Annotated in this window: 22 protein-coding genes; 6 read left to right on the top strand and 16 right to left on the bottom strand. The window is 64.7% G+C overall.

The window, feature by feature from the left end; genetic code table 11:
- Positions 1-3: 3 nt before the first annotated feature.
- The 8 genes from ENHY17A_RS06925 to ENHY17A_RS06890 form a co-directional block, all read right to left on the bottom strand.
- Positions 4-1,305, bottom strand: coding sequence for an extracellular solute-binding protein (locus ENHY17A_RS06925; protein WP_159711319.1), 1,302 nt, complete (start codon positions 1,303-1,305; stop codon positions 4-6).
- Positions 1,302-2,126, bottom strand: coding sequence for a carbohydrate ABC transporter permease (locus tag ENHY17A_RS06920; protein WP_159711317.1), 825 nt, complete (start codon positions 2,124-2,126; stop codon positions 1,302-1,304). Before ENHY17A_RS06920 ends, ENHY17A_RS06925 begins: the two co-directional genes overlap by 4 nt.
- Complete coding sequence (locus ENHY17A_RS06915) at positions 2,126-3,046, bottom strand: carbohydrate ABC transporter permease (protein WP_159711315.1); 921 nt, start codon at positions 3,044-3,046, stop codon at positions 2,126-2,128. Before ENHY17A_RS06915 ends, ENHY17A_RS06920 begins: the two co-directional genes overlap by 1 nt.
- Positions 3,047-4,117 carry an ABC transporter ATP-binding protein gene (locus ENHY17A_RS06910; RefSeq protein WP_268894006.1) on the bottom strand — a complete coding sequence of 357 codons (1,071 nt, stop codon included), beginning with the start codon at positions 4,115-4,117 and terminating at the stop codon, positions 3,047-3,049.
- 78 nt (positions 4,118-4,195) lie between these two features.
- On the bottom strand, positions 4,196-5,749 hold the full coding sequence (locus tag ENHY17A_RS06905; protein ID WP_159711311.1) for an N-acyl-D-amino-acid deacylase family protein: 1,554 nt from the start codon (positions 5,747-5,749) through the stop codon (positions 4,196-4,198).
- A 73-nt stretch (positions 5,750-5,822) separates the two neighbouring features.
- Complete coding sequence (locus tag ENHY17A_RS06900; RefSeq protein WP_159711309.1) at positions 5,823-7,493, bottom strand: MFS transporter; 1,671 nt, start codon at positions 7,491-7,493, stop codon at positions 5,823-5,825.
- 42 nt (positions 7,494-7,535) lie between these two features.
- Positions 7,536-8,867, bottom strand: a complete 1,332-nt coding sequence (locus tag ENHY17A_RS06895; RefSeq protein WP_159711307.1) for a PQQ-dependent sugar dehydrogenase — start codon at positions 8,865-8,867, stop codon at positions 7,536-7,538.
- On the bottom strand, positions 8,864-9,307 hold the full coding sequence (locus ENHY17A_RS06890; protein WP_159711305.1) for a DUF2231 domain-containing protein: 444 nt from the start codon (positions 9,305-9,307) through the stop codon (positions 8,864-8,866). The genes ENHY17A_RS06895 and ENHY17A_RS06890 overlap by 4 nt, the downstream gene beginning before the upstream one ends.
- Positions 9,308-9,603: 296 nt before the next feature.
- Between ENHY17A_RS06890 and paoA the strand changes: the two genes are divergently transcribed.
- Genes paoA through paoC form a run of 3 tightly spaced genes read left to right on the top strand, consistent with a single transcriptional unit; the run spans position 9,604 to position 13,390 of the window.
- Positions 9,604-10,242, top strand: a complete 639-nt coding sequence (gene paoA / locus ENHY17A_RS06885) for an aldehyde dehydrogenase iron-sulfur subunit PaoA (RefSeq protein ID WP_159711303.1) — start codon at positions 9,604-9,606, stop codon at positions 10,240-10,242.
- The gene (locus ENHY17A_RS06880; RefSeq protein ID WP_159711301.1) at positions 10,239-11,192 is read left to right on the top strand and encodes an FAD binding domain-containing protein; all 954 of its coding nucleotides are present in this window, start codon (positions 10,239-10,241) and stop codon (positions 11,190-11,192) included. Before paoA ends, ENHY17A_RS06880 begins: the two co-directional genes overlap by 4 nt.
- Entirely contained in the window at positions 11,189-13,390 is a 2,202-nt protein-coding gene (gene paoC / locus ENHY17A_RS06875; protein ID WP_159711299.1) for an aldehyde oxidoreductase molybdenum-binding subunit PaoC, read from the top strand. Before ENHY17A_RS06880 ends, paoC begins: the two co-directional genes overlap by 4 nt.
- A gap of 64 nt (positions 13,391-13,454) precedes the next feature.
- Here the strand turns inward: paoC and ENHY17A_RS06870 are convergent, their stop codons facing one another.
- On the bottom strand, positions 13,455-14,507 hold the full coding sequence (locus tag ENHY17A_RS06870) for an extracellular catalytic domain type 1 short-chain-length polyhydroxyalkanoate depolymerase (RefSeq protein WP_159711297.1): 1,053 nt from the start codon (positions 14,505-14,507) through the stop codon (positions 13,455-13,457).
- Positions 14,508-14,548: 41 nt separating this feature from the next.
- Positions 14,549-14,965, bottom strand: a complete 417-nt coding sequence (locus tag ENHY17A_RS06865) for a CopG family transcriptional regulator (RefSeq protein WP_159711295.1) — start codon at positions 14,963-14,965, stop codon at positions 14,549-14,551.
- 143 nt (positions 14,966-15,108) lie between these two features.
- Here ENHY17A_RS06865 and ENHY17A_RS06860 point away from each other — a divergent pair, with 143 nt between their 5' ends.
- Both ENHY17A_RS06860 and ENHY17A_RS06855 read left to right on the top strand, forming a co-directional pair.
- Positions 15,109-16,680, top strand: a complete 1,572-nt coding sequence (locus tag ENHY17A_RS06860; protein ID WP_159711293.1) for an alpha-amylase family glycosyl hydrolase — start codon at positions 15,109-15,111, stop codon at positions 16,678-16,680.
- Positions 16,677-17,690, top strand: coding sequence for a glycosyltransferase family 4 protein (locus ENHY17A_RS06855; protein WP_159711291.1), 1,014 nt, complete (start codon positions 16,677-16,679; stop codon positions 17,688-17,690). Before ENHY17A_RS06860 ends, ENHY17A_RS06855 begins: the two co-directional genes overlap by 4 nt.
- A gap of 30 nt (positions 17,691-17,720) precedes the next feature.
- On the opposite strand, the gene ENHY17A_RS06850 is transcribed toward ENHY17A_RS06855, so the two are convergent.
- The 5 genes from ENHY17A_RS06850 to ENHY17A_RS06830 form a co-directional block, all read right to left on the bottom strand.
- Positions 17,721-18,248, bottom strand: a complete 528-nt coding sequence (locus ENHY17A_RS06850) for a FecR family protein (protein ID WP_159714261.1) — start codon at positions 18,246-18,248, stop codon at positions 17,721-17,723.
- 650 nt (positions 18,249-18,898) lie between these two features.
- Complete coding sequence (locus ENHY17A_RS06845) at positions 18,899-20,221, bottom strand: HlyD family type I secretion periplasmic adaptor subunit (RefSeq protein WP_159711289.1); 1,323 nt, start codon at positions 20,219-20,221, stop codon at positions 18,899-18,901.
- Positions 20,222-20,225: 4 nt separating this feature from the next.
- Positions 20,226-22,016 carry a type I secretion system permease/ATPase gene (locus tag ENHY17A_RS06840; RefSeq protein WP_159711287.1) on the bottom strand — a complete coding sequence of 597 codons (1,791 nt, stop codon included), beginning with the start codon at positions 22,014-22,016 and terminating at the stop codon, positions 20,226-20,228.
- Positions 22,009-23,118: a hypothetical protein gene (locus ENHY17A_RS06835; RefSeq protein WP_159711285.1), complete on the bottom strand. Its 1,110-nt coding sequence runs from the start codon at positions 23,116-23,118 to the stop codon at positions 22,009-22,011. The genes ENHY17A_RS06840 and ENHY17A_RS06835 overlap by 8 nt, the downstream gene beginning before the upstream one ends.
- 181 nt (positions 23,119-23,299) lie before the next feature.
- Positions 23,300-23,542, bottom strand: coding sequence for a hypothetical protein (locus tag ENHY17A_RS06830; RefSeq protein WP_159711283.1), 243 nt, complete (start codon positions 23,540-23,542; stop codon positions 23,300-23,302).
- A gap of 328 nt (positions 23,543-23,870) precedes the next feature.
- Between ENHY17A_RS06830 and ENHY17A_RS06825 the strand changes: the two genes are divergently transcribed.
- Positions 23,871-24,656 carry a Crp/Fnr family transcriptional regulator gene (locus ENHY17A_RS06825; RefSeq protein WP_159711281.1) on the top strand — a complete coding sequence of 262 codons (786 nt, stop codon included), beginning with the start codon at positions 23,871-23,873 and terminating at the stop codon, positions 24,654-24,656.
- 25 nt (positions 24,657-24,681) lie between these two features.
- On the opposite strand, the gene ENHY17A_RS06820 is transcribed toward ENHY17A_RS06825, so the two are convergent.
- On the bottom strand, positions 24,682-25,227 hold the full coding sequence (locus tag ENHY17A_RS06820) for a LuxR C-terminal-related transcriptional regulator (RefSeq protein ID WP_159711279.1): 546 nt from the start codon (positions 25,225-25,227) through the stop codon (positions 24,682-24,684).
- Between the last annotated feature and the right edge of the window lie 80 nt (positions 25,228-25,307).

Here is a 25,307-nt window from a genome sequence, read left to right as displayed (position 1 = left end):
AATCTAGAGTTGGTCGAGGATCGCGTTCACGCGCCGCTCCATGTCGGCAAGCGCTTGCGGTATCGGTTTGGCGCCGGAAATCGCGGCGGCGGCTTCCTGGCCGACGATGGTTTCGATCGGGAATTGACGGCGCACTTCCTTGGGCAGCGGCGCGGCGTTAGTTGCGAGCGTAGCCAGCGCACCGCGATGCGGCAACGCGCGCCATTCGGGGCTGTCGATCACCGCTTGCAACGACGGCAAATGCCCGGTGCGCGACCAGTCATATTCGTGGGCAGCGAAGAATTTCAGGAAGCGCATCGCCGCCTCCCGTTCCTTGGGCGTGCGATCGGCATCGGTCGGCATCACGAAGCCATGCCCATCGGCAAAGGTGACGTCGCGCGCGTATAGCCGCGGATAGGGCACGACCGCATAGCCGCCCGACAGCGCGCGGTCCGTGGTCTGCGCCTCCGCCTCGAAATCGCCGACCATCCAGGTGCCGACCAGAAACACGCCGCCATCGCCGCGCAGGAATCCGGACACCGCAGCGCTATAATCCTGGTTCTTTGTCGTCATGTCGCGGTCGTGGATTTGCTTGAACAGCCGCAGCGCCTCGGCCGCCTCTGGAGTCCGGAAATTGGCGCGACCGCCCACAAACAAATCGCCCTGCTGCTGCATGACGAAGGTGTAGAAATTGCGCGTGAAGCCCGCATATTCGTTCGCGGTGCCTTGCACGAAATAGGGTTTGCCGGTGCGCGCGCTAAACTGCTCGGCCTGCGCGAACAATTCCTCCGGGCTGGTCGGCAGGATCGGCTGATCGCCGCGCATCAGCCCTGCCTTGCGGAACAGGTTGGTGTTGATGTGCCAGAGCGGTGCCCATGTATCGATCGGCATCCCCCAGATCTCGCCGTCGATCGTCACTGCCGCGCGCGCCGCGTCGGTGAAGGCGTCGGGTGCGATTCCCGCTGCCGCCAGATCCTCGCCGATCGGGCTCAGCAACCCGCGCGCCTGATAATCGGCGATCACCGACCCATGCATCGTCACCAGATCGGGGGTGTCGTTGGATGCCAGCTGCGCGGTCAATTGGTCGTAACCGGGCCAGAACACGACATTCTCGACCACGCGGATGTCGGGGTTCTCGGCCTCGAACTTGTTGATGATCGCGGTCATGATCCCGCATTCGCCTTGGGCGGCGGCGACATCGGTGGAGCGGCCATATTCGGCCTCGCACGCGCCGAAGAAACGCTGGACGACGAGTTCGGTGCGTTCGTCTCGCTCCCCGCCACAACCGGCGAGCAGCAGCGCGAGGATCAGCGCGACAAACCTCATCGACCCGCCGCTCCGGCGACCGCCTGGACGATATATTTTTGGAAGAAGAGATAGACGATCAGGATCGGCGCGCCCGCAAACACCGCCTGCGCCATCAAAAAGCCCAGCCCCTCGGTCTGCGCGAAATTCATCTGCGTGGACGCGATGCCGACGGTCAGCGTGAACATCTCCTTGTTGGTCGCCGAAATCAGCGGCCACCAATAATCGTTCCATGCCGACAGGAAGGTGAAAATGCCGAGCGTGGCCTGCGCCGGGATCGTCAGCGGCAACAGCACCCGCCAGAAGATGGTGAAGCGCGACGCGCCATCGAGCATCGCCGCCTCGTCCAGTTCCTTCGGAATGGCGCGAAAATACTGCGTCATCAGGAACACACCGAACGGTGCCGACAGGCCGGGGATGATGAGCGCGGGGTACGTGTTGTGCCACTCGGCCCAACTGAACATCTGATGCCGCGCGATGATGACGGCTTGCTCGGGCACGGCCAACCCCAGCAGCACGATCACGAACAGCACATTTCGCCCCGGAAACTCGAGCCGCGCAAAGCCGTATCCGGCCAGGCTTGCCAGTATCAGCACACCCGCGGTCATGCCCAATGACACGATCAGGCTGTTACCGATCCAGCGGAACACCTGTCCGTTGCCCAGGATCGCGCCGTAATTCTCCAGCGTGAACGCGCCGTCAAACACCGCATTGGTGTCCGCCATCAGCGCTGCGTTCGATTTGAACGACAGCGCGACGACCCACAGCATCGGCAGCAGCATCAGGATCGCCGCGATCACTACCAGCGCGTTGGCGACACGGTTTGGCTGGCGGGCGCCCATCAGCTGCGCCCTTTGCGCGAGGTGACGAAATATTGCGCCATCGCCGCGACCAGGATCATCGCGAACAGCACTTGGGCGGCGGCAGCGGCATAGCCCAGCTCCCATTGCCGCCATCCGGTCTCGTAAATGAACAGCACGATCGGCCGCGTTGCGTTGTTGGGACCGCCCAGCGTCATCAACTGCGGCTGGCCGAACAGCTGGAATTGCAGGATGATCTCGATAATGACGACCAGCACAAAAGTTCGGCTGATCGCAGGGAGCGTGATCCGCGTCAGGCGCGTCCAGCGGCTCGCATTGTCGAGCGCGGCGGCCTCGTACAGCTCGCGCGGCACCTGCTGGAGCGCGGCCAGAAACAGGACCATCGGCAGCCCGATGCACCACCAGATCGTCGTCACCGCGATCGCGGGCATGGCGAAGTCGGGATCGTTGAGGAATGCGATCGGCGTTCGGTCCAACGCCTCGGCGACGACCGCGAGCAGCCCGCCATCGGGGAGGAACACCAGTCGCCAGACCAACGTGACGACCGTCACCGACAAGACCGTCGATGCAAAGAAGATCGTTCGCAACACCGTCGCCCAGCGCCCAGGCGTATTTAGCACCAGCGCAAGGCCCAGCCCGATCAGCGTCAGCGCAGGCACCGTCAGCAGCACGAAATAGAAGGTGTTGGTCACCGTCTCCAGAAAGATCGGATCGCCGAACAGCCGGACGAAATTGTCGAGGCCGACTTGCGCCTCGACCCCGAACAGATCGCCCTTGGTCGTCGACAGCCACATCCCCATGCCCAGCGGCACGACGATCATCGCGACGAAGAACACCAGATAGGGCAGCACGAACAGCGCACCCGACCAGTCGGTGCGTCGCCGGGCGCGCGACGCGTGGGTGGCAACCGGTGCCGCTTGCGAGGGAAGCGCGGTCGCCATCTAAAGACTCGTGTGATGCCCGCGCCCGTCAGCGTCGAACAGATGCGCGGCCGACCCGTCGATCGACAGACGGATGGCATCGCCTGCACGTACCGCCGAAATCCCCGCATCCTCGGCGACCAGCGCCGACCCGTCGGCCAATTGGGCGTGGACCAAAGTGCGCTCGCCCAGCCGCTCGACGACGCGCGCGTTCGCCGCGACCGCTCCATCGGTGCGGATGCGGACATGCTCGGCCCGCAACCCGATCTGCGCGTCCCCCGCGGCCATGCCCGCCATCGCCACCGCCGTTCGAAGCGTCGTGCCGTCGCCAAGCGTCGCGATCGCACGCCCGTCCTCCTCCGCCAGCGTCACCGGCAACAGGTTGATCGTCGGCGATCCGACGAAGGTCGCGACGAACCGGCTTGCGGGCCGCAAGTAAATGTCCATCGGCGTGCCGACCTGCTCGATCCGCCCTTCGTTAAGCACGACGATCCGGTCCGCCAGCGTCATCGCTTCGACCTGATCGTGGGTGACGAAGATCATCGTCGTGCCCAGCCGCTGGTGAAGCTGCGCCAATTCCAGGCGCGTGCGGACCCGCAGCGCGGCGTCGAGGTTGGACAGCGGCTCGTCGAACAAGAACAATTGCGGTTGCTTGACGATCGCCCGCGCGATCGCCACCCGCTGCCGCTGCCCGCCAGACAACTGGCCGGGCTTGCGGTCGAGCAGATGCCCGATCTCCAGGCTCTGCGCCGCGGTATCGATCCGGGCGGCGATCTCGTTCCCAGGTGTGCCGATATTCTTCAGCCCGAACGCCAGATTATCGCGGACCGACATATGCGGGTAGAGCGCGTAATGCTGGAACACCATCGCGACGCCGCGGTCGCCCGGCGGGAGCGCGTCGATGCGTCGCTCGCCGATATGAATCGCCCCCTCGTCGACGCTTTCCAACCCCGCGATCATCCGCAACAGCGTCGATTTTCCGCACCCGGATGGCCCGAGAAACACCACGAATTCACGCTCGGCAATGTCGAGCGACAGACCGCGGATCACCTCGACGCCACCGAATCGCTTGCTGACGTCGCGCAGCGTCACCCCGGCCAAACCATCCTCCCAGACATTATTTGTCTGAGTAATCGCGCGCGTGATGCGTTATGTCAACCGGGCGAGGAGTCAGGTCCGGCTGTCAGAGCGCAACAACGCTCCCGAGCGGCCCACCGCGTCGCCACCCTCGAACGCCAGCTGTCCATTGACCAGCACCATGTCGAAGCCTTCCGCTCTCGCGAACGGATCGACATAGGTCGAACGCGCCTTCACCTGGTCGGGTGCGAACAGGATGAGGTCGGCTTTGGCACCGACCCGCACAACACCGCGATCGGGCAGGCGAAGGATTTGCGCAGGCAGCGCCGCGGATTTGCGCACCGCCTGTTCGATCGAAAGCCGTTTGCCGTCGACCACATAATGCTCGATCAGCTTGGCATAGGTGCCGGTGGCGCGCGGGTGGCGCATACCGGGGCCGCCATCGGTTGAGATCGCCACATCGGAATCGAGCACCAGTACACCCTGCAGCGCCTCGTCCATGGTGAAATGCGCACCCGACCCGCCCTGCGGCCCGATCCTGATGAGGAAATCGGCATAGTGCATCCCGGCCCCCGCCGCGGCCTGGGCGAGCGTCTTTCCCGCATAGGGCTCGGTGCCGATGAGCAATGCGTCGGGTCCGCCGCGCCGCGTCATCCGCGCGATCAGGTGATCGCGCAGCGCCTGCCTGCGAGATGCCACGACCGCAGCGTAGTCGGTCGGCGGCAATGCCCATTCGGGAAAGAGCAGCGCGATGCCCGTATAGCCCGCATTGTACGGATAGGCGTCGGCGGTGAGATCGATCCCGGCGCGGCGCTTCGCAGCGATATAGTCGAGCAGCGCGCGGGCGCGGGCTTCTCCTTTCCCGAACACCACTTTGAGGTGCGAGATGTGCGAGCGGGCAGGATTGGAGGAGGTGATCAGTTCGTCGATCGAGGCTTCGATATCCTCGTCATTCTCCGACCGCATATGGCTCATGACGACGCCGCCATGGCGAGCGACCGTCTGCCCGAGCGTCGCAAGCTCGCGCGCCTCGGCATAAATGCCGGGCACATATTCCAGCCCGTATGACAGACCGAACGCACCCGCGGCCAGTTCCGCATCGAGCCGCGCCGACAGCCGGGCAAGCGCAGCGTCGTCGGGACGTCGCACCGAATCGGAAATCGCGGCCGCGCGGCGCACGGTGCCGTGGCTGGCCAATGTCGCGACGTTCAACTGAAGCGGGGCGCGATCGGCGGCGGCCAGCCAGGGTCGCAAATCCAGATCGTCCCCCAGGCGCGGTCCGCTGCCGTCCATGCCCAGCAACACGGTCGTCACCCCCATGGCGAGGAACCCGTCATAGGATTGGGTCAGCGGATCGCCATGTGTGTGGGTATCGATGAATCCGGGGGCTAGCACCCGCCCTTCCCCTTCGATCAGCCGTGCATTGCGGGGGGCCGTGCCGCCCGGCGGGGCGATGGTAGCAATCTGGTCGCCGAGGACGGCCACATCTGCCCGGCGAGGCGCCGCACCGCTGCCGTCGACCAGCAGGATGTCGCGGAAATAGATTGCCGACTCGCGTTGCGCGAGCGCACGACCAGGTAGCGTCGCCAGCGCCCCTCCTCCAACCACGCCGCCAACCATCTGTCGCCGCGTCAAATTCCCGACCATGAAACCCTCCCTTTGCCGCGACCGAAAAGAAGCATGGCGAAGCGGGCGGGCGAGATCAAATGCCGCGCGCCCGTCAACTCTGGCGTGCGGTATCGGTCATCGGATCGGCAAGTTCGCGCGGCGACGTATCGCGCATACCGGGCAGCGTGCTCGTCTGACGCTCGATCATACGATGAACCACCGGCTTGGCGGGGCCGATATGCAGCGCGACGATGTCGCGCGTATTCTGCGCATCATCATAGGTGCGCCGCTGATTGTGGCGGACATAATCGAGCCAGGTGGCGACGTGATAGCGTTCGACCCAGCTTTCGGGCTCGCCCAGATCACGAAGCAACGTCCAGTGCCGAGCACCGTCGCGCCGCCGGATCCGTCTGCGCTCGTGCATCACATTCAGGAACCGGGGGATGTCGCCGGGGGCAATGCGGTACTCGATCGTCACCACGATCGGCCCGCTGCGCTCGTCAACCGAAACCGCCGTTTCGGGCTCTTCCCATTCTCTGAGCGCCAGGTTGAGGTCGCGGGCGGCTGGCAGGGGAAAGACAAAACCCGCCAGGATCGTCAGCGCCTGGACGGGTGCCGCGATCAGCAGCGCGACCTGCACGCCCTGCGCATCGGCGACCGCCCCGAACAGGATCGCGCCGCTTGCCAATCCGCCGAACGCCGCCATCTGATAGAGCGAGAGCGCGCGTGCAACCACCCATCGCGGCGCCGACAGTTGGACCGTCACATTGAAGGTCGAAAGCGCCAGCACCCAGCCGCCGCCCGCCAGCGCCAGGGCGGGGATCGTCAGCCACATCGTGTCGCTCAGCCCCGTCACCGCGCTGCCGATCACCAGCGCAGCCGCGGCAGCGCGCACGATCGTCTCCACCGTCATCCGCGCGCGAAGCCAACGCACCAGCAGTCCGCCGACCACCGCGCCGATGCCGAATGCACCGAGCAGCACGCCATAGGTGAGCGAATTTCCGACGATCACATCGCGCGCGACCAGCGGCATCATCGCCGGAACCGCACTCGCGCCAAACCCGAACAGCAACGCACGCAGCAGAACTGTCCGGATGTCGGGCGACAGGCGGACATAGCGGATACCCGCGATCATCGCATGGCCCAGCGTCTCGCGCGGCAACACGCGTTCGCGTCTCGCCGGTTTCCATCGCGCAAGAACCGCGATCAGCCCGACATAGCTCAACGCATTGACCACAAAGGCGACAGCTGCCCCCGCCACCGCGACGATCGCGCCGCCGATCGCAGGTCCGACGCTGCGCGCGATGTTGAACCCCATCGAATTGAGCGCGACGGCACCGGGCAGCGCGGCCCGGGGCACCATGTCACCCACCGATGCCTGCCACGCGGGGCCGTTCATCGCCGCGCCGCACCCGATCAGAAAAGTGAAGACGAGCAAGACCCAGGGGGTGATCCAGCCGACATAGGTGACGATCGCCAGGCTGATCGATACCAGCAGCATAAATGCTTGCGCGCCCAGCATCACCTGCTTGCGATCGAGGTTGTCGGCCACCGCCCCCGACCAGAGCGACAGCAGCAGGATGGGCAATGCCGTCGACGCCTGGACCAGCGCCACCATCTGCGACGACGGCGTCAGCGATGTCATCAGCCACGACGCGCCGACCGACTGGATCAATCCGCCGAAATTGGACGCCATGCTGGCGATCCACACGGCGCGGAACACGGGGATCGATAACGGGGCTGAAGGCGCGGCATCGGCAATCGTTTCCGAATGCGCGCTCATCGCTTCACTGCCAAGCCTATCCCTTGCGTCAGACAAGCTCGGTCATGGCGCCGACGGCGCGACCATTCCGGGCCGAGCCAAGCCGGTTGGAGTCACCCGCCACACCGTGTTGGACAGATCGTCGGCGATATAAAGCGCCCGGGTCGGGGCATGGAACACCACACCGACCGGCCGCCCCCGCGCCTTGCCATCGACCAGGAAGCCGGTGACGAAATCGCGTTGCGTGCCCGAAGGACGACCGTTCGCAAAGGGCACCCAGCTGACCTTGTATCCCGACAGGTCGGGCCGGTTCCAGCTGCCATGCTGCCCGACGAACGCGCCGTCGCCATAGCCCGAACCCAGCGCCCCGTTGCCAACGAATGTCAGGCCCAATGCCGCGACATGCGCACCCAGCGCGTAATCCGGCGCGATCGCGCGCGCGACCATATCGGGGCGCTCCGGCCGCGGGCGTGGATCGACATTCTTGCCCCAATAGCTCCACGGCCAGCCATAAAAGGCCCCCGGCTGAACCGAGGTCAGGTAATCGGGCACTAGATTGGGGCCGATCTCGTCGCGTTCGTTGACCACGGCCCACAACCCGTTGGTCCAGGGGTTGATCGCCAGCGCGGTCGGGTTGCGGATACCGCTGGCATAGGTTCGCCGCGCACCGGTCGCTCGGTCGATTTCCCAGATGACGGCGCGTTCTTCCTCGATTGCCATGCCACGCTCGCCGACATTGCTGTTCGATCCGATGCCGACATAAAGCTTGGTGCCGTCGGTACTGGCCGCCAGCGATTTGGTCCAGTGATGGTTGACCTGGGAAGGCAGCTTGGTCACCTCGACGCCGGTCGAACGCGGGATCGCGGTCTGGCCGTCGCTATAGGGAAAGCGCAGCAGCGCATCCTGATTGGCGACGTAGAGCGCCCCATCGACGAAGGCGAGGCCGTAAGGCGCATCGAGCCCGTCGATGAATACGGTGCGGACTTCGGGCGTCCCGTCGCCATCGACATCGCGCAACAGCGTCAGGCGATCGCCACCCTCCACCTGCGTATTTCCCAGCGCCTTGATATAGCCTGCGATCACGTCCTTGGGACGCAGCTTGGGCGCGTTGCCGCCGCGTCCTTCGGACACCAGCAGGTCGCCATTGGGCAGTACCAGCATCTGGCGCGGAATGCGCAGATCGGTCGCCAGCGGCACGATGGCGAACCCTTCGGGCACCGTCGGCACAGCGCCTTCCCACCCGGCGGGCGATGCGATCTTGATCGTCGGCACCAGGCTTTGCTGGATCGCGGGCAATTGCGGATCAGGACCGGTTTCCCGAACGTCGTTGGCACCGCCACACGCGGCAAGCGACAGGGCAAGGGCGCTCGCGGCGGCCCAGCGTGCGATGATCATGAATGCTCTCCCGCGACGAGATTGGTGCGTCCGACACCGGCATGCGCCACCCAGCCTGCGGCCAGCGCGAGCGCGGTGCAAAGCACCGACAGCAACACGCCCGTCGTGCCGACCGAACTCCAGGCATCCTGGCTGTGTTTGAATGCGTTGATCAGCCCCAACAGCCACATGACTGCCACCAGCACCAGATAGAGTATCGGACCGTGCCGGATGCTCCGGACCGGGCTGCGAACGCCGTCGATCGCGGCCCAAATAACGACGGCTGCACCAAACACCAGCGCGCCCGTGATCGCCCATTGCGACAGGTTGGACCACTGGATTTCGGCAGTATTGAGATAGGCGATGTCCGATGCGAGCGCAGCCGCGAACAGGGCGATCGGAAACGACAACAGGATCGCGTGGACCGGATGCAGGTGGGGGCGGGTGACATGAGGGGGCAATGGCGGTCTCCCGTGGCGCGCCGGACGGCGCGGACGTTCTTCCCGTCTAATGTGCCAGATGCCCGATGGTTGCAGCCGCGACCTTTATTACTACCTCACCTCCGCTGCGGTCATTCGATCGCGCCTCCGAGAGGCATTGCGGATGGAACCCGATCGCCCCGTGCGGACTTTACGCCTCGACGCGTTCATGTCGCTAGGCATGGGTCGCCATATCGGGTTATCATGCGAAACGACCGCAGAAAGGCCCCCGGCCGCGGGCCTTCGCGACACGCCATTTTTTGGAGGACACCGGCTTCATGCCCACCGATCTCGAAGTTTCTCGGCGCGCGCTGCTGGCGGGCGGTGCCGCATCGGCCGCTACGGTTGCAGTACCGACGGCCAGGGCGCAGTCGGCGACGCCCCCCCGCACGCAATCCTTGCCCACGACACTCCCGGTGCGGTTGACGGTAAATGGCCAGGCGCGGACGTTGACGCTCGACACCCGCACGACCTTGCTCGACGCCCTGCGCGAGCATCTGAACCTGACCGGGACCAAGAAAGGCTGTGATCACGGCCAGTGCGGCGCGTGTACCGTGCTGGTCGCCGGCAGGCGGATCAATAGCTGCCTGACGCTGGCGGTGATGCATCAGGATGACGAGATCACAACGATCGAGGGGTTGGGCACGCCCGATCGCCTGCACCCGATGCAGGCGGCCTTCATCAAGCATGACGGCTATCAATGCGGCTATTGCACGCCGGGGCAGATATGTTCGGCCGTCGCGGTGCTCGACGAAATCAAGGCGGGGATCCCCAGCCATGTCAGCGGCAACATCACCCGTCGCCCGCGCGTGACCAACGACGAGATGCGCGAACGGATGAGCGGCAATATCTGTCGCTGCGGTGCGTACTCGAACATCCTCGACGCGATGACCGAAGTCGCAGGAGCCGACGCATGAGGCCGTTCACCTATGAACGCGCGACCAGCGCCGCCGATGCCGCTGCCGCCGCTGCCCGCACCCAGGGCGCGAAGTTCATCGCGGGCGGCACCAATCTGCTCGACCTGATGAAGCTTGAGATCGAAACGCCCGTTCACCTGATCGATGTCAACGGCCTGGGGCTCGACCGGATCGAGCGCGTTTCGGGCGGCGGGCTTCGCATCGGCGCACTGGTGCGAAACACCGATCTGGCGGCGAACGACCGGGTGCGGCGCGATTATGGCGTGTTGTCGCGCGCCTTGCTGGCGGGCGCATCGGGCCAGTTGCGCAACAAGGCGACCACCGCCGGCAATCTGCTCCAGCGGACACGATGCCCCTATTTTTACGACACCAACCTGCCGTGCAACAAGCGCAAACCCGGATCGGGCTGTGCTGCGATCGGCGGATATAGCCGCCAATTGGGGGTGATCGGCACCAGCGACGCGTGCATCGCCACCAATCCCAGCGACATGAACGTCGCGCTGCGCTTGCTTGACGCGCAGGTGGAGACGGTGCGACCCGACGGGGCGACGCGTGCGATTCCGATCGCCGAGTTCCACCTGTTACCCGGCAGCACGCCGCATGTCGAAACCGCACTCGCGACCGGCGAACTAATCACCGCAGTGACGCTTCCCGAACCGCTCGGGGGCGAGCATTTCTATCACAAGGTCCGCGACCGGGCGTCCTATGCCTTTGCGCTTATCTCGGTTGCGGCGATTATTCGCCGCGATGGATCGGGCCGGGTCGCGGTCGGCGGCGTCGCGCCCAAGCCTTGGCGCAGCGAAGCCGCGGAAGGCGAGCTTCGACGCGGTGCCGGACCCGTGGTTTCGCAGTTGCTGGCGGGCGCAAAGCCCACGCATCACAATGAATTCAAAGTCCCGCTGGTCGAGCGTACGCTAGCCTCGGTGATGAACGAAGCGAGGACCGCATGAGGTTCGATACCCCCGCAGGCCCCAACCCGATCGACCGGATGACAGTGGTCGGAAAGCCGATCGACCGCATCGACGGCGCGCTCAAGACGACCGGGCTGGCCGCCTATGCCTATGAACGGCACGACGCGGTCACCAATCCGGCATATGGCCAGATCGTCGGCGCTGCGATTGCCAAGGGCCGCATCGCCCGCATCGAGACCGGCGATGCCGAGACGGCCCCCGGCGTGCTTGCGGTGGTTACCGCCGCCAATGCCGGCAAGCTGACCAAAGGTAATTTCAACACCGCCAAGTTGCTCGGCGGGCCGGACATCGACCATTATCATCAAGCGATCGCGCTGGTCGTCGCCGAGACGTTTGAACAGGCGCGCGCAGCCGCCGCATTGGTGCGCGTCGAGTATGCGCGTGCTGAGGGTCGCTACGATCTCGAAAAGGCCATGCCGAGCGCGACCGAACCCAGTGGCGACGGCAATGCCGATACCCGCACCGGCGATTTCGAAGGCGCGTTCGCCGCAGCGCCAGTGCAGCTCGACGCGCGTTATACGACGCCCGATCAGAGCCATGCGATGATGGAGCCTTTCGCATCGACCGCAGCGTGGAACGGCGACAGCCTGACGCTGTGGACCGCGAACCAGATGATCGACTGGGGTCGCGGCGATGTCGCCCGAACGCTGGGTATCCCCAAGGACAAGGTTCGGCTGATCGCGCCCTATATCGGCGGTGGGTTCGGCGGAAAGCTGTTCGTGCGCAGCGATGCGATCCTAGCCGCGCTCGGTGCGCGTGCGGCGAAGCGACCCGTGAAGGTTGCGATGACGCGGCCTTTTTCGATCAACAATTCGACGCACCGGCCAAAGACCATCCAGCGTATCCGCATCGGTGCGACGCCCAACGGACAGATTACTGCGATCGGCCATGAAAGCTGGTCGGGCGATCTGCCCGGTGGTGGGCCCGAAGTTGCAACCCAGCAGACGCGATTGCTCTATGCCGGGGCGAATCGCTTGACCGCGATGCGGCTTGCCGTACTCGACTTGCCAGAGGCGAACGCGATGCGCGCACCGGGCGAGGCACCCGGGCTGATGGCGCTGGAAATCGCAGTCGACGAGATGGCGGAAAAGCTGGGCATCGATCCGGTACAGTTCCGCATCCTAAACGATACCCAGGTCGACCCCGAAGCCCCCGAGCGTCCGTTTTCGCAGCGCCAGTTCGTGGAATGCCTGCGCACCGGCGCGGATCGGTTCGGTTGGAACAAGCGCAATGCGAAGCCCGCCCAGCGGCGCGACGGCCAATGGCTGATCGGAATGGGTGTCGCGTCCGCATTCCGGAACAATATCAACATGACGTCCGCTGCGCGGGTGCGCCTGGGCCGCGACGGCATCGTCACGGTCGAAACCGACATGACCGACATCGGCACGGGCAGCTATACCATCCTGGCGCAGACGGCGGCGGAGATGATGGGCGTGCCGATCGAGCGGGTGCGCGTGGTGCTTGGCGATTCGAGTTTTCCCGTATCTGCCGGTTCGGGCGGGCAATGGGGGGCGAACAGTTCGACCGCCGGACTGTATGCGGCATGCGTCAAGCTGCGTGAGGCCGTGGCCACCAAGCTGGGCCTTGATCCCCAAACGGCGGAGTTCGCCGATGGCCGGATCAGCGCCGGTGGGCGCACCGCCCCGCTGACGGATGCCACGCGCGACGGAGACCTGATCGCCGAAGACAAGATCGAGTTTGGCGATCTGGGCAAGCAATATCAGCAATCGACCTTTGGTGCGCATTTCGTCGAGGCGGCGGTCAACGCCTATACCGGCGAGACGCGCATCCGGCGGATGCTGGCGGTCTGTGCCGCGGGACGGATTTTGAACCCCAAATCGGCGCGCAGCCAGGTGATCGGCGCCATGACGATGGGCGTTGGCGGTGCGCTGATGGAGGAACTGGCGGTCGACACGCGGTTCGGCCTGTTCGTCAATCACGACCTCGCCAGCTACGAAGTCCCGGTCCATGCCGATATTCCGCATCAGGACGTGATCTTCCTCGACGAGGCCGACGACAAGGTGTCGCCGATGAAGGCCAAGGGTGTTGGCGAACTGGGCCTGTGCGGTGTCGGCGCGGCGGTCGCCAATGCTGTCTACAACGCAACGGGTGTCCGCGTGCGTGATTATCCGATCACGCTAGACAAATATCTCGACAAGCTTCCTGCTTTGACCTGATCGAAAATGAAGGATTGGGACGTCTTCGATCCCTTCCCGCCGGGGCTCGCGCCTGTTTGCTGGCTCACGCCAATCGATGCCGGAGAAAGAAATCGAGCATCGCACGCGACGCGTTCGGGCCGGCCGGGTCGGTGTATGATCCGGTCGATGCGCCACCGGACCAGGCATGGCCCGCGCCATGGACGGTCCACTGTTCGACGAACACGCGACCAGACGAGTCTGCCCTTGTTTCCCGCGTATAGGGACGGCCATCGCACGCGCGACCACGCTCGGTTCGGATTTCCAACGACCGATCCAGACCCGCCGCTGCGACCGCGGCGATTTCGGCGCTGTTGATCGGGTGGACGGTCGGATCGCGGTCGCCGTGAAAGATGATGACGGGGACGACCTTCGCGTCGCTTCTGGCAGCGCGCAAACCTCCCCCGCGTCGCATCGCGGACAGCGCGCTAGGGAGGTCTTTCGCCGATCGGCAGGCGAGCCCGGAATGGATGCCGACCGCCGCAAACACATCTGGATAGCATGCCGCCATGATTGCAGCAGCCGCTCCCCCTGCCGAAAGCCCCGCCACATAGATGCGCCCCGGATCAGCATTTTCACGGCGCAGAACGTCCTGAACGATGCCCGCGATCAACGCAGGCTCGCCACGTCCCCGTTGCTGGTCGCCGGGGCGAAACCAGTTCCAGCATTTTTGCGCATTGGCCGATTGCGGCTGGCGCGGATAGGCGACGATGAAACCAAGTTCGTCGGCCAGCGCGTTCATGCCGGTGCCGATGGCGAAATCCTCCGGCGTTTGGGTGCAGCCATGCAGCATCACCACTAGCGGCATCCCCGCCGCCGCGTCTGCGGGGACGTAAAGGCGATACTCCATAGAATGATGCCGCTCGTTGGAGAATCTGCTCGGCCGCAACGCGGTCTTCGCATCGCCATCGTTCGCGGATTCTCGCACCGTCACGCGCGTCGGCGTCAGGTCGATGACATTGTTGTCGCTATGCATGGTTTGAGCAGGCGCGGACGCCGAGATTGGCGACAACGCCGCCTGGAGTGTCGCCGTCGCGCGAGCGAGGTCGCCCGAGCGCATCGATCGCATCGCATCGAGCATGTGGGGGGAGAGGTTCATGGCGCACTTTCGCAAAAGGAATTGAGGATTGGTCGCTAGGTTCAGGCGAGGCGGTCGGCCAGCGCGGCCTTGACCGCGGCGCTGGCATGGAGTGCACCCAATACGGTCAGGCTGCGGATCGTCTTGCGCGCCAGTTCGGGGGAAACATCCTCGGCGATACTGGCCAGACCGAGCACGCGAATGTCGAGCATATCACCCGACGCTTCGATCCCCTCCAGCCGGGAGCGGTCGAAATGCGATATGCCCAGATCAAGTTCGGCACGGCGCACCGCCTTGCCCGCTTCATCCGAATGACGTGCGATCTGGCTGCGAATGGCAGTGCGGATGAAATCGGTGCGGTTCGAATAGAAACCGTCGCGCACCAGCAGATCGATATGGCCCAGATCGACAAAGCCGAGATTGATGGTGATTTTTTCGCTATCGGCCGATGCCCTTCGATGCTCTCGCACGTTATCCATCCATATACCATCCGTGTGGATGGTATATGGATCAGATTATCGCCTGTTCAAGAGCCGAGCGCGATTGTCTTCGGATAAATCGCTTACCGTTGCGTGCGGGGTTTCGCTCTCGGTTCCGGGCGAACGCTGATAGGACCGACGCCATGAGCGACGAACGCGGAACCGCGCCCTGGTGGCAACGGGGTGTGATCTATCAAGTCTATCCGCGGTCGTTCCAAGATAGCGACGGGGACGGCGTGGGCGATCTGGCGGGGATCGCTGCTCGACTCGACCATATCGAGCGCCTGGGCGTCGATGCGATCTGGCTGTCGCCGATCTTCCCGTCGCCGATGGCCGATTTCGGCTATGACGTGGCGGATTATTGCGGAATCGACCCGTTGTTCGGCGACCTTGCGGCGTTCGATGCGCTGCTGGCCGCGGTCCATGCGCGCGGATTGAAATTGCTGCTCGATTTCGTGCCCAATCACAGTTCGGACCGGCATCCCTGGTTTATCGAGAGCCGGTCGTCGCGCAGTAATCCCAAGCGCGACTGGTATATCTGGCGCGACGCGGAAACCGACGGCGGGCCGCCCAATAACTGGATCAGCGATTTCGGCGGGTCATCCTGGGAATGGGACGCGGCGACGGGGCAATATTATCTCCACGCCTTTTTGAAGGAACAGCCCGACCTCAACTGGCGCAATCCCGACTTGCGCCGCGCGATGATGGACGTGCTGCGCTTCTGGCTCGACCGCGGCGTGGACGGGTTTCGCATCGACGTGCTGTGGCACATCGTGAAGGCACCAGGTCTGCCCGACAACCCGGTCAATCCCGACTGGACGCCGATGCAGACCGAGCGCGATCGGCTGATCCAGCGTCATTCGACCGACCAACCGGAAGCGCACGCGATCTCCGCCGAGTTCCGCGCGCTGGCCGACGGCTATGGCGACCGCGTGCTGATCGGCGAAATCTTCCTGCCCAACCACGCCCATGCGCGCTGGTACGGCCCCCCCGATCGACCGCAGGTCCATCTGCCGTTCAATTTTCAGCTCAACGAAAACGACTGGGACGCGGCCGTCCTGCGGCGGGTGATTGGCGATTACGAAGCGTCGCTTCCGGCGCATGGCTGGCCCAATTGGGTGATCGGCAGCCATGATGCGCCGCGCATTGCCGCCCGCATCGGCGAAGCGCAAGCGCGGGTGGCTGGGATGCTGCTGCTCACGCTGCGCGGGACGCCAACGCTGTATCAGGGCGACGAAATCGGCATCGGCAAAATCGAAATTCCGGCTCACCGCATCCGCGACCCCCAGCATTTTCGCCAGCCGACGCTGAACATCGGCCGCGACCGGTCGCGCACGCCGATGCCGTGGGATGCGTCCGCCAATGCAGGGTTCGGCACGACCGAGCCTTGGCTACCCCTTAATCCCGACTGGCCGACGCGGAACGTTGCCGCGCAGAACGACGATCCGGACTCGATACTGACGCTGTATCGCGCGCTGCTGGCGCTTCGGCGGTCGGAACCCGCGCTGTCAGTCGGTGCGATGACGTTGCTCGACGCACCCGATGGTGTCCTGGCGTACGAACGCGTAAGCGACGGACGCCGCCTGTCGATCCTGCTCAATCTTACGTCGAATGCGGCGACGATCGACTGGCAGGGAACGCCACTGCTGTCGACGCTCGATGGCGATCCCGAACCTGGGATGCTTCGCGCCAACGAAGGGATTATCCTGATTTGAAAATCGCCATGCTCGCTCCGATCGCGTGGCGCACCCCGCCGCGACATTACGGCCCATGGGAGCTCGTCACGAGTCTGTTGACAGAGGCGCTTGTCGCGCGCGGCGTCGACGTCACGCTGTTCGCAACGCTCGACAGCGAGACCGCAGGAAAGCTCAATGGCGTGGTGCCGCGATCCTATTCCGAAGACCCGGCGATCGATGCCAAGGTCTGGGAGTTCCGGCACCTGTCCTATCTGTTCGAACGTGCCGACCAATTCGACCTGATCCACAACCAGGCCGATTTCCCCGCGCACGCGTTCTCCCCGCTGACGACCACGCCGATCGTGACCACCATCCACGGATTTTCGTCCGACCGCATCCTGCCCATGTACGCGCCATATCAGGATCGCGTCCATTATGTCGCGATCAGCGCCGCCGATCGCCATCCCGAGCTTCGCTATGCGGCAACCATCCATCACGGCATTCCCATCACCGAGTTTCCGTTCGACCCGACCGGGAGCGAAAACCTGTTGTTTTTTGGTCGCATCCATCCAGACAAGGGCGCAAGCGAAGCAATCGCCGCGGCGCGCGCCAGCGGCAGGGCCCTCGACCTTTACGGCATCGTGCAGGATGCGGACTATCATGAGCGAGAGGTGGTCCCCGCCGTGGACGGCATATCGATACGCTATCACGGGGTGACCGGCGGTCAGGCGCGGCTCGACGCGTTGGGACAAGCCCGCGCGCTCCTGCATCTCATCAATTTCGACGAGCCGTTCGGGCTATCGGTGATCGAGGCAATGGCATGCGGCACACCCGTCATCGCCAATCGGCGCGGATCGATGGCGGAGATCATCGTCGATGGCGTCACCGGGTTTCTGGTCGATGACATGGCCCAGGCGATCGCCGCGATCGAACGCGTACGTGACATCGACCGTGCGTCGGTCCGACAGGCAGTAGTCGATCGGTTCAGCGTCGATCGGATGGCCGACGATTATGTGGCGCTCTATCGCCGGATCCTGGCATCGCAGTGAGGTCGTCGTCATCGCTACTCGGCGACACGCTCAGCGCACCGGGTCTCCCGTTGCGATTTCGAGCCGGTCGGGATGCGCGATCAATTCGCAAAGCGCGGTCGTGTCGCCCTGGTTGATCACGCCGTAGACCGGAATCCTGGCAAAACGTGGATCGGTGAGGCGCAGAGTTTCGCGCGAATAGAGATTGACGGTATCGATGGCCTGGCCAAGCGGCTCCCCGCGAAAGATCAGGATGCCGCGTGTCCAGGCGGTGGCGCGCTCGATATCCGCTCCCGCTGACTGGGCGACAAAACCGACCGCGTCGCCGACGCTACCGCTGCCGCTGGTGCCGAACCGCACGACGTCGCCCATGCGCGCTTGCCGAACGACGGAACTGCGTTCGCCCGCCGCCGAGACGAGCGACACGCGCACCTCGCCCTGCGGCACTTCGACGACGAAGGGGCGTGCTGCATCGGCGGCGACTTCGAACAGGCTCTGGCCGCGGACCAGCCGAACCCTGCGTTCGCTGTCGGCATAACGAGTTTCGACCTCGCTCGACGGCGCGAGCGTGCCGTCGATGTCCCAGAACTACGTAATGCTGACCGCCGCTGCTGTAGGGAGGGTACACCATATCGGGCGTTCAGCGCGGCGAGAACGCACCGCGTCAGCGGTGCCTGTGCCGACGGCGTCATGGTCGGCCAAAGGTCTGGATCGTACCGCCCATCCAAGCCCGACCGTCGCCCTGCGGCCCAGTAAAATGAAACGCAAACTGCTCGGTTCGACCGTCGAACTCAGCCCAGGAACTCGCAATGCTGACATGATCGGTGCCCGGTAGATTTCCGATGGACACATTGCGTTGATCGTCGTTTCCGGTCGCGCAGCGCCAAGGGCGCGCACTTGTCCGAGATTAGCCCCCAAGGCACATCAAAGACCGCCTATGGCGGCGCACCTTGCGCGCGCGCCATTCCGATCGAACCAGTCGCCACAGCGGCGACTTCAAGGATAAGCAACGCTACAGGAACGCGGGAAGAAAATATCTCCATCGCCAATGCCCTGACACGGCGCAGGCGCTTTCGAACTGTTCTGCCCGCAGGTCCGACTTACATCGATGATTGGGCCTGCAAGTCGAACCCGCAATCGGAAATCACGCCGTTCGCATCGCCTTCGGGCGGAGCTTTGCGCGTAATTCAACAGGGGGGCCAATAATTCAACAGTGGGGCCAACGCACATTATTCCTCCCGGAACGCACCGTTGAACGCGTCGCCTAGCGGAGCAAACAGATAATCGAGCAGCGTCCGGGACTCGGTTTCGACTGTTACCGACACGGGCAGGCCGGGCTGGAGCGAAATCCCGCTTGCCTGCAACCGAACCGGATCGGCGACGGTGATCTGGGCCAGGAAATAATCGCCGGACGAATCGCGAATGCGTGCCGGAGAAAGCGTGACCACGCGGCCGTCCACGCTGGACTGGCCGCGCGGGTTGACCGTGGTGAAGCGGAGCATCGCCGTCTGCCCCACCGCCACATCGTCGATATCCTCGGGGCGGATGCGGGCTTCGATCACCATCGCGCGACGGTTGGGGACGACCTCCATCAACGCGGTGCCGCCGCCGACGACACTGCCCGGCCCAATCGACGCGACGCCCGAGACTCGGCCATCGACCGGGGAAGCGAGTTGGGACAGCGATGCGTCGTAGCGGCTGACGCGCAGTGCCGGATCGACCTGTGCCAGTTGCGCCTCGACCTGGCCGAGTTCGGCAACGATATCGCCGATCTGGGTCTGTCCGAGCCGCGCCTGTTCGAGCTGTGCCTTGGCGACGCCTGCGCTACCGCTCGCGGTCTGCGCCTGAAGGTCGGCGGCGGCGCGTTCGAGCGCCCGGACCTGGGTGCGGCGGGCATAGCCCTTGGCGTAAAGCTCGCGCATCACCCGCAATTCGTCGTTGATGAGCGCAAGCTGGCGCGCGGCACCGGTGCGTTGCGCGGACGCGGCATCGGTTTCGGCGGCGGCCATGCCCTGTTCGGCACGCCGGATTTCGCGGTGGCGGGCAAAGATCGCCGATTGCGCGGCAAGCGCCGATGCGACCGCTGGCGCCGTACTGCGGACGGTGAGGTCGGAAGGGAATGCGATGGCGTCGAGATCGTCACGCTGAGCGATTAATCGGGCCTGCAACGCGCGCAGCCCGTCGCGGCGCGCCTGCGCTTGTTCGAGCGCGGCACCGGTCCGCACACCGTTCAACTCGGCGAGCGGCTGGCCTGCGCGCACCGCTTGCCCCTCACGAACCAGCAACCGTGTGACGACACCGCCTGTCGCGGGCTGGATGACGACGCGCCCGCCGCTGGTCGTCACCTCGCCAGGGGCGACCGCCGCACCGGAAATGGGGGCGAGTGCGGCGAACAGCAGCAGAATGCCGAAGAAGAACCCCGCCGCAATCAGGCCGACACGGATTACGCGCGACGCGTCGTCGAGCCGTTTGGGCTTGGCGGGCTCGAACAGGGTGAAGCTACCCTTGCCGCCCGGACTCGCGCCGCCAGATTGGAGGAAATCGAGTTTCATGGCGTCACCCCACCGGCTCTGCAGCGATCGACCGCACCAGATCGGTCTTCACCTTGCGGAACACGCGCGCGCGCGGGCCGTCGAGCTGCAATTCGCCCTTGTTCAGCACGACGACGCGATCGACATGGGCGACCGGATTCAACCGGTGTGCGATCAGCACGATCGTGGTGCCCTGGCGTTTCAGATATTGCAACGCGTCGGCCAGCGCCTGTTCGCCATCGGCGTCGAGATGCGCATTGGGTTCGTCGAGCACCAGCAGCTTGGGACTACCGAACATCGCGCGCGCCAGTCCGATGCGCTGGCGTTGCCCACCTGAGAGCCCAGAGCCGCCTTCGTCCACGCGCGTCTCATAGGCTTCCGGCAGATCGAGGATCATCTGATGGACATTGGCGCGCATCGCCGCCTCCACCACCAGCGCGTCGTCGCAGTCAGAGAACCGCGCGATATTGTCGCGCAGGGTGCCGGGAAACAGCCCGACATTCTGGGGCAGATAACCGATATTCTTCGCCAGCATCGACCGCGACCAGTGCCGCGTGTCGAGCCCGCCGATCTGGACCACGCCTTTCGTCGGTGATTGCGCCGCAACGATCAACCGCGCCAGACAGCTTTTGCCTGCGCCCGACGGGCCGACGATGCCGATCGCCTCACCCGCCGCGATCTTCAGGTCGATGCCTTTCAACGCCTCGCGCTTTGCGGTCGGCGGTACGAACCGCACGTCGTCGATGCGCACATCCGCCCCCGCGATCGGCGGCTCGACGCGCTTGGGCCGGACGGGGGCGGCGTTGAGCACTTTCTGGACGCGTCGGCCCGCTGCCAGTCCCTGCTCGATCTGACGCCAGCCACCGACCGCAACCTCGATCGGTGCGAGCGCGCGGCCCAGCATCATGTTGGCAGCAAAGATCGCAGCCGGCAGGATCGATCCCTGCAGCGCCAGCCACGCACCCAGCCCCAGCATCACGCCCTGCATCACCAGCCGCAGGAAACGGATCGCCGAGGCATAGTCGGCGTTGCGGTCGCTGCCCGCCCCCTGACGCGCCATCATCGTCTCGCGATCGGCGCGCCAGCGGCGTTCGAGCGCACGATCCATCCCCATCGCATGCACGGGATCGGAAAAGCGCGCGATCGAATCGGTGAACTGGTAACTGCGTAGCGCCGCTTCCTGCGACACCTTGTTATCGGCGCGCGTCGTGCGCTCGTTGAGGAAAGCCAGCCCGATCAGTCCCGCCGCCCCCACAAGCGCCGCAAAGCCGAGCCAGGGGTGGAGCAGGAACAGCACGCCGATAAACAAAGGCATCCAGGGGACGTCGAAAAAGAACTGCGCGCCTTGTCCGGCAAGCGCCGCGCGGAACTGGTCGAGATCGCGCAACGGCTGCGCGTTGCGCCTGCCCGCGCCGACCTTTGCCCCGACGTCGATCACCGCCTGGAACACGCGGCGGCTGAGCAACCGGTCGATCCGCGCCGCCGCTCGGATCAGGATGCGGGCGCGCGCCGCGTCGAGCACCGCCATCGTCGTCAGCGCCAGCAACAGTGCAAAGCTCAACCCGATCAGCGTCGCCACGCTGCCCGATGGCAGCACGCGGTTGTAGATTTGGATGAGGTAGATGGGTGATGCGAGGAACAGCAGATTGACCGCACCGCTGAACGCCGCGGCGGTCCACAGCAATCCCTTGATCTGGCGGATCGCTGCGGCGAATTCGTCGCGGGCGTTGTAATCCGGATGGCCGGGATCGAGCGCCGCGGGGATGCCGGGTTCGGTGGCCTCATTCGGGGATGGCGTGGATGTCGGCTCAACCATGTCCGTCTCCATCATCGTCGAACAGGCCGCCAAGCACGCCCCCCTGATTGCCGAGCAATCCGGGGAGGTCGGGTGCCGATAGATCGCCGACCGTATCCCCGATCCCTTCGAGCACCGAGGCGGCATCGCCGACGCTGGCGAACACCGGCTCGGGCATATCGGGCTCGCCGAGTTCGAAGCCATCGGTATTCGAAAGCAGCGCGGTCAGCGTTGCGATCCCGCCCGCGGGGTTGCTGCCGCCCAGATTGGTCAGGTCGAGCGTGCTGTCGATGGTGCCGGAAATCGCATCCGTCGCGTCATTCAACCGTGCCGACGCCGCACCCGTCAGGTCCGCGACACTTGCCTGCGCGGTGCCGAGCAGCGCATCGGTGGTCCCCGAAAGATCGGCGATGATCTGGGCAACGCCGCCGACGGCGTTGTCCACCAGATCGCTCGCTTCGCCGATTCGCCCGGTAATGGCCTCGACCCGCGAACCCAGTTCGCCGATCGCCTCGGTAGCGGCCGTTGCGGCATCGGCCAGATTCGATCCAACCTGCCCCACCAGCGCATCGATCGCGCCGTTCAGTTGTTCATTCAACTGATCCGCGGTCGCGCGGATGGCGGCAATGGTTTCAATGATTTGGGGGCTCGCCGCCGCACCCGATGGGGGCGCGACTTCAGCCACGGGCGATACGCTGGCCTCGATCGGCGCATCGCCGGTTGATAGCTCCGCCGCGGAAGGTGCCATAGCAAGCGGCTCGGCACCGGGGGTCGGGGATGGGGGCACCGCGCCCTCATCGGCAACGGGCCGTGCAACCGAGAGCAATCCGGTCGGTGTCGGGGTCTCGGACAGGATTACACCGGTTGGCGGCCCCTGCACCCCTGCGGGCAAGTCGAACGCGTTTTCCGCGCCGGTCGCCATCGAGACGCTCGGCGATCCGACATCAGGCGACACGGGACCGGCCGTCGCATTGGCACCCGTCGCGCCAAGCGCGAGCGCACCACCGACCGCAGCCACGCCGAGCGGCGTCGGTGCGAACATTCCCAGATCGCTTGCGCCAGACTGCACGGCCGGACCCCGACCGCCCTTCGCAGCATCGCGAAGCGGTTCAGGATCGGCCATGCTGCGGCTCCTTGATCAATCTCAACAGCTTACCCTCCTGCGGCGGGAACTTCGCCGCCCGTTGCGGGTTGTCCGTTCGTCTCCTGGCGGTTGTGCAGATCGCTGGTGAAACGTGCATCGGCCCTCAAAAGCCATCAGGCCCCGCATCGCGCCAACGATGCGGGGCCTTTTTTTGCGTGGCTTAGCCGAACAGGCCGTCGCCCTCGTTCATGCTGTCGGTCATGCTCGACAGGATGCCGCCAATGTCGAGGTCACCCCCGATGTCGAGCGACTGAAACGACGTTTCGCTCGACCCGTCATCATCGACTTCCTGATTGAAGTTCTGGGCCGATACGTCGAGGCCCGCAACACCCGTCAGGGCACCCAGCAGATCGCTGTTGTTCTCGCTGTCGCCGCTACCAAGCAGGTTCGAAAGAATAGCCATTGTTCGTCTCCTTTGCTCTTTCGTGCATCGTGTGACGCTGTGGAAGTCACGGTGATAGAACCCGCCGAGCGGTCCATCGGTTGCCTCTCGCACAAATCGCCGACGCGACGATAAAGTGATCTATGTCATGAGGTTGCGCCACGCTGCTGGGGCGCTCGACACCGCCACGATGCGACGCTCGGCAAACGGTTATGACGTTCATCATAGGATTTCGCGGCGGACGGTTGGGTTGCGCCGACGAACGGATCGTCGAGCGCAATCCTTTCGATGTCCGACGCGTATCTCCGTCATGCGATCAGCGCCCGACCCTTCCACCAAATCGCGATCGATGGATAAATTGGTCGCCAAACTTTCCAATCACGTCGCGCTGGAGCGTGGCGACATCGACGCGATCGAGCGCGCGTTCAGTCGCGACGTGCGGCTGCTCGACGACCGGATGCCGATCATCGAGGCGGGAGAGAAGCCGCGCGCGATCCACGTCCTGTTGGATGGTTGGGCGGTTCGCGAAGTGGCGGTGGCGGCCGGACGGCGGCAGATCGTCTCGATCCTGGTCGCGGGGGACGTCGTCGATTTCAACGCCTTCATGATGGAAAGGGCCGACATGGACGTACGGACCGTCGGCCGGGCCAGCGTCGCCAACATCGATCGCACCGCACTCAGCAGGTTGAACCAGGAAAGCTCACGCGTCGGCCAGGCCTTATGGTGGGAGACGATGGTCGGTGCATCGACCCAGCGCGAATGGAGCGCCAACATCGCCGCGCGCCGCGCCGAACCGCGGATCGCCAATCTACTTTGCAATTTGTTCGCTCGGATGATGCTGGTGGGCGGGGTCGAGGGGAATGCCATGGCCTGCCCACTGACCCAGGGCGATCTGGCCAACGCCTGCGGTCTGACTCAAGAGCATCTGAACCGGACACTGCGCGGCCTGCGCGCAAGCGGGATGGTCGAAATACGACCGGGCGTCATCCATTTGCCCGAGCCGGAACGACTGGCGGCCATCGCGGACTTCTCTCCCGCTCATCTGCACTGCGCCAACGGCGATCTGTTCTTTGCGGTCAAGCGCGATGCGGCCCCGACAGAGGACGTATCGTTGGTGCTCGCCAGCGCGGTGTAGGCCGCCAGCCAGACTCAACGACCGATCAGCGTCCGTCGCGCTGCATCGTCATGCGAAACAGGTCGGGCAGCGTTTTGACGCCGCATTTGCGCATGATGCTCGCGCGGTGCGCTTCGACCGTGCGGTGGCTGATCTTCAATTTCTGGCCAATGACCTTGCTCGTGCCGCCAGCCAGCAAGGCGTCGAGCACTTCGGCCTCGCGGCGGGTCAAGCGCGGTCGGACATTGTGGCTGACGACCGCGAATTTCTTGTGCGCGATGACTGCGAAACCGACTGTTTTCTCTTTCTCGCGCACGGGCATGACCCTTGCATCGAGCAGGATAGACCAGCCGGCCACATCGTCGCGTAGAACCAGCATCTCGCCTGCCCATTCGCCATCGCGCAACAGAACCAGCGGGGTCGGGAAATTGGGGACGCTTGCCGAACGGAACTGCGCTCGAAATGGAGCAAGTTGCTCGGCCGGCGATCCGCCCATCGCAAGGCCGAGATGCTGGCGCGCGGTAGGGTTAAGGTAAATCGGCTTTAGATCGGATCCGAAAATCGCCATTGCCTGCGAGGATTGTTCGGCCATCAAGTAAAGCGTGTCAGCCTGAAGTACAGGTTGCCCACGATGCCCGCACGATGGACGAATATCGAGATGGCGCTTCGCTG

The organism is Sphingomonas sp. AX6 (genome assembly GCF_902506605.1).
In the GTDB taxonomy this organism is placed as follows: domain Bacteria; phylum Pseudomonadota; class Alphaproteobacteria; order Sphingomonadales; family Sphingomonadaceae; genus Sphingomonas.
The sequence above is the reverse complement of the archived record's forward strand: the minus strand, read 5'-3'. Positions and strand labels throughout refer to the sequence as shown.

What these genes read in the sequence shown, in the direction of transcription:
- ENHY17A_RS06880 (WP_159711301.1), top strand. Translation starts at nt 10,239, where the DNA reads ATGAGGCCGTTCACCTATGAACGCGCGACCAGCGCCGCCGATGCCGCT.
- ENHY17A_RS06915 (WP_159711315.1), bottom strand. Translation starts at nt 3,046, where the DNA reads ATGGCGACCGCGCTTCCCTCGCAAGCGGCACCGGTTGCCACCCACGCG.
- ENHY17A_RS06900 (WP_159711309.1), bottom strand. Translation starts at nt 7,493, where the DNA reads ATGAGCGCGCATTCGGAAACGATTGCCGATGCCGCGCCTTCAGCCCCG.
- ENHY17A_RS06820 (WP_159711279.1), bottom strand. Translation starts at nt 25,227, where the DNA reads ATGGCCGAACAATCCTCGCAGGCAATGGCGATTTTCGGATCCGATCTA.
- ENHY17A_RS06860 (WP_159711293.1), top strand. Translation starts at nt 15,109, where the DNA reads ATGAGCGACGAACGCGGAACCGCGCCCTGGTGGCAACGGGGTGTGATC.
- ENHY17A_RS06845 (WP_159711289.1), bottom strand. Translation starts at nt 20,221, where the DNA reads ATGAAACTCGATTTCCTCCAATCTGGCGGCGCGAGTCCGGGCGGCAAG.
- ENHY17A_RS06830 (WP_159711283.1), bottom strand. Translation starts at nt 23,542, where the DNA reads ATGGCTATTCTTTCGAACCTGCTTGGTAGCGGCGACAGCGAGAACAAC.
- ENHY17A_RS06870 (WP_159711297.1), bottom strand. Translation starts at nt 14,507, where the DNA reads ATGAACCTCTCCCCCCACATGCTCGATGCGATGCGATCGATGCGCTCG.
- ENHY17A_RS06925 (WP_159711319.1), bottom strand. Translation starts at nt 1,305, where the DNA reads ATGAGGTTTGTCGCGCTGATCCTCGCGCTGCTGCTCGCCGGTTGTGGC.
- ENHY17A_RS06895 (WP_159711307.1), bottom strand. Translation starts at nt 8,867, where the DNA reads ATGATCATCGCACGCTGGGCCGCCGCGAGCGCCCTTGCCCTGTCGCTT.
- ENHY17A_RS06905 (WP_159711311.1), bottom strand. Translation starts at nt 5,749, where the DNA reads ATGGTCGGGAATTTGACGCGGCGACAGATGGTTGGCGGCGTGGTTGGA.
- ENHY17A_RS06865 (WP_159711295.1), bottom strand. Translation starts at nt 14,965, where the DNA reads ATGGATAACGTGCGAGAGCATCGAAGGGCATCGGCCGATAGCGAAAAA.
- ENHY17A_RS06920 (WP_159711317.1), bottom strand. Translation starts at nt 2,126, where the DNA reads ATGGGCGCCCGCCAGCCAAACCGTGTCGCCAACGCGCTGGTAGTGATC.
- ENHY17A_RS06840 (WP_159711287.1), bottom strand. Translation starts at nt 22,016, where the DNA reads ATGGTTGAGCCGACATCCACGCCATCCCCGAATGAGGCCACCGAACCC.
- ENHY17A_RS06835 (WP_159711285.1), bottom strand. Translation starts at nt 23,118, where the DNA reads ATGGCCGATCCTGAACCGCTTCGCGATGCTGCGAAGGGCGGTCGGGGT.
- paoA (WP_159711303.1), top strand. Translation starts at nt 9,604, where the DNA reads ATGCCCACCGATCTCGAAGTTTCTCGGCGCGCGCTGCTGGCGGGCGGT.
- paoC (WP_159711299.1), top strand. Translation starts at nt 11,189, where the DNA reads ATGAGGTTCGATACCCCCGCAGGCCCCAACCCGATCGACCGGATGACA.
- ENHY17A_RS06825 (WP_159711281.1), top strand. Translation starts at nt 23,871, where the DNA reads ATGGATAAATTGGTCGCCAAACTTTCCAATCACGTCGCGCTGGAGCGT.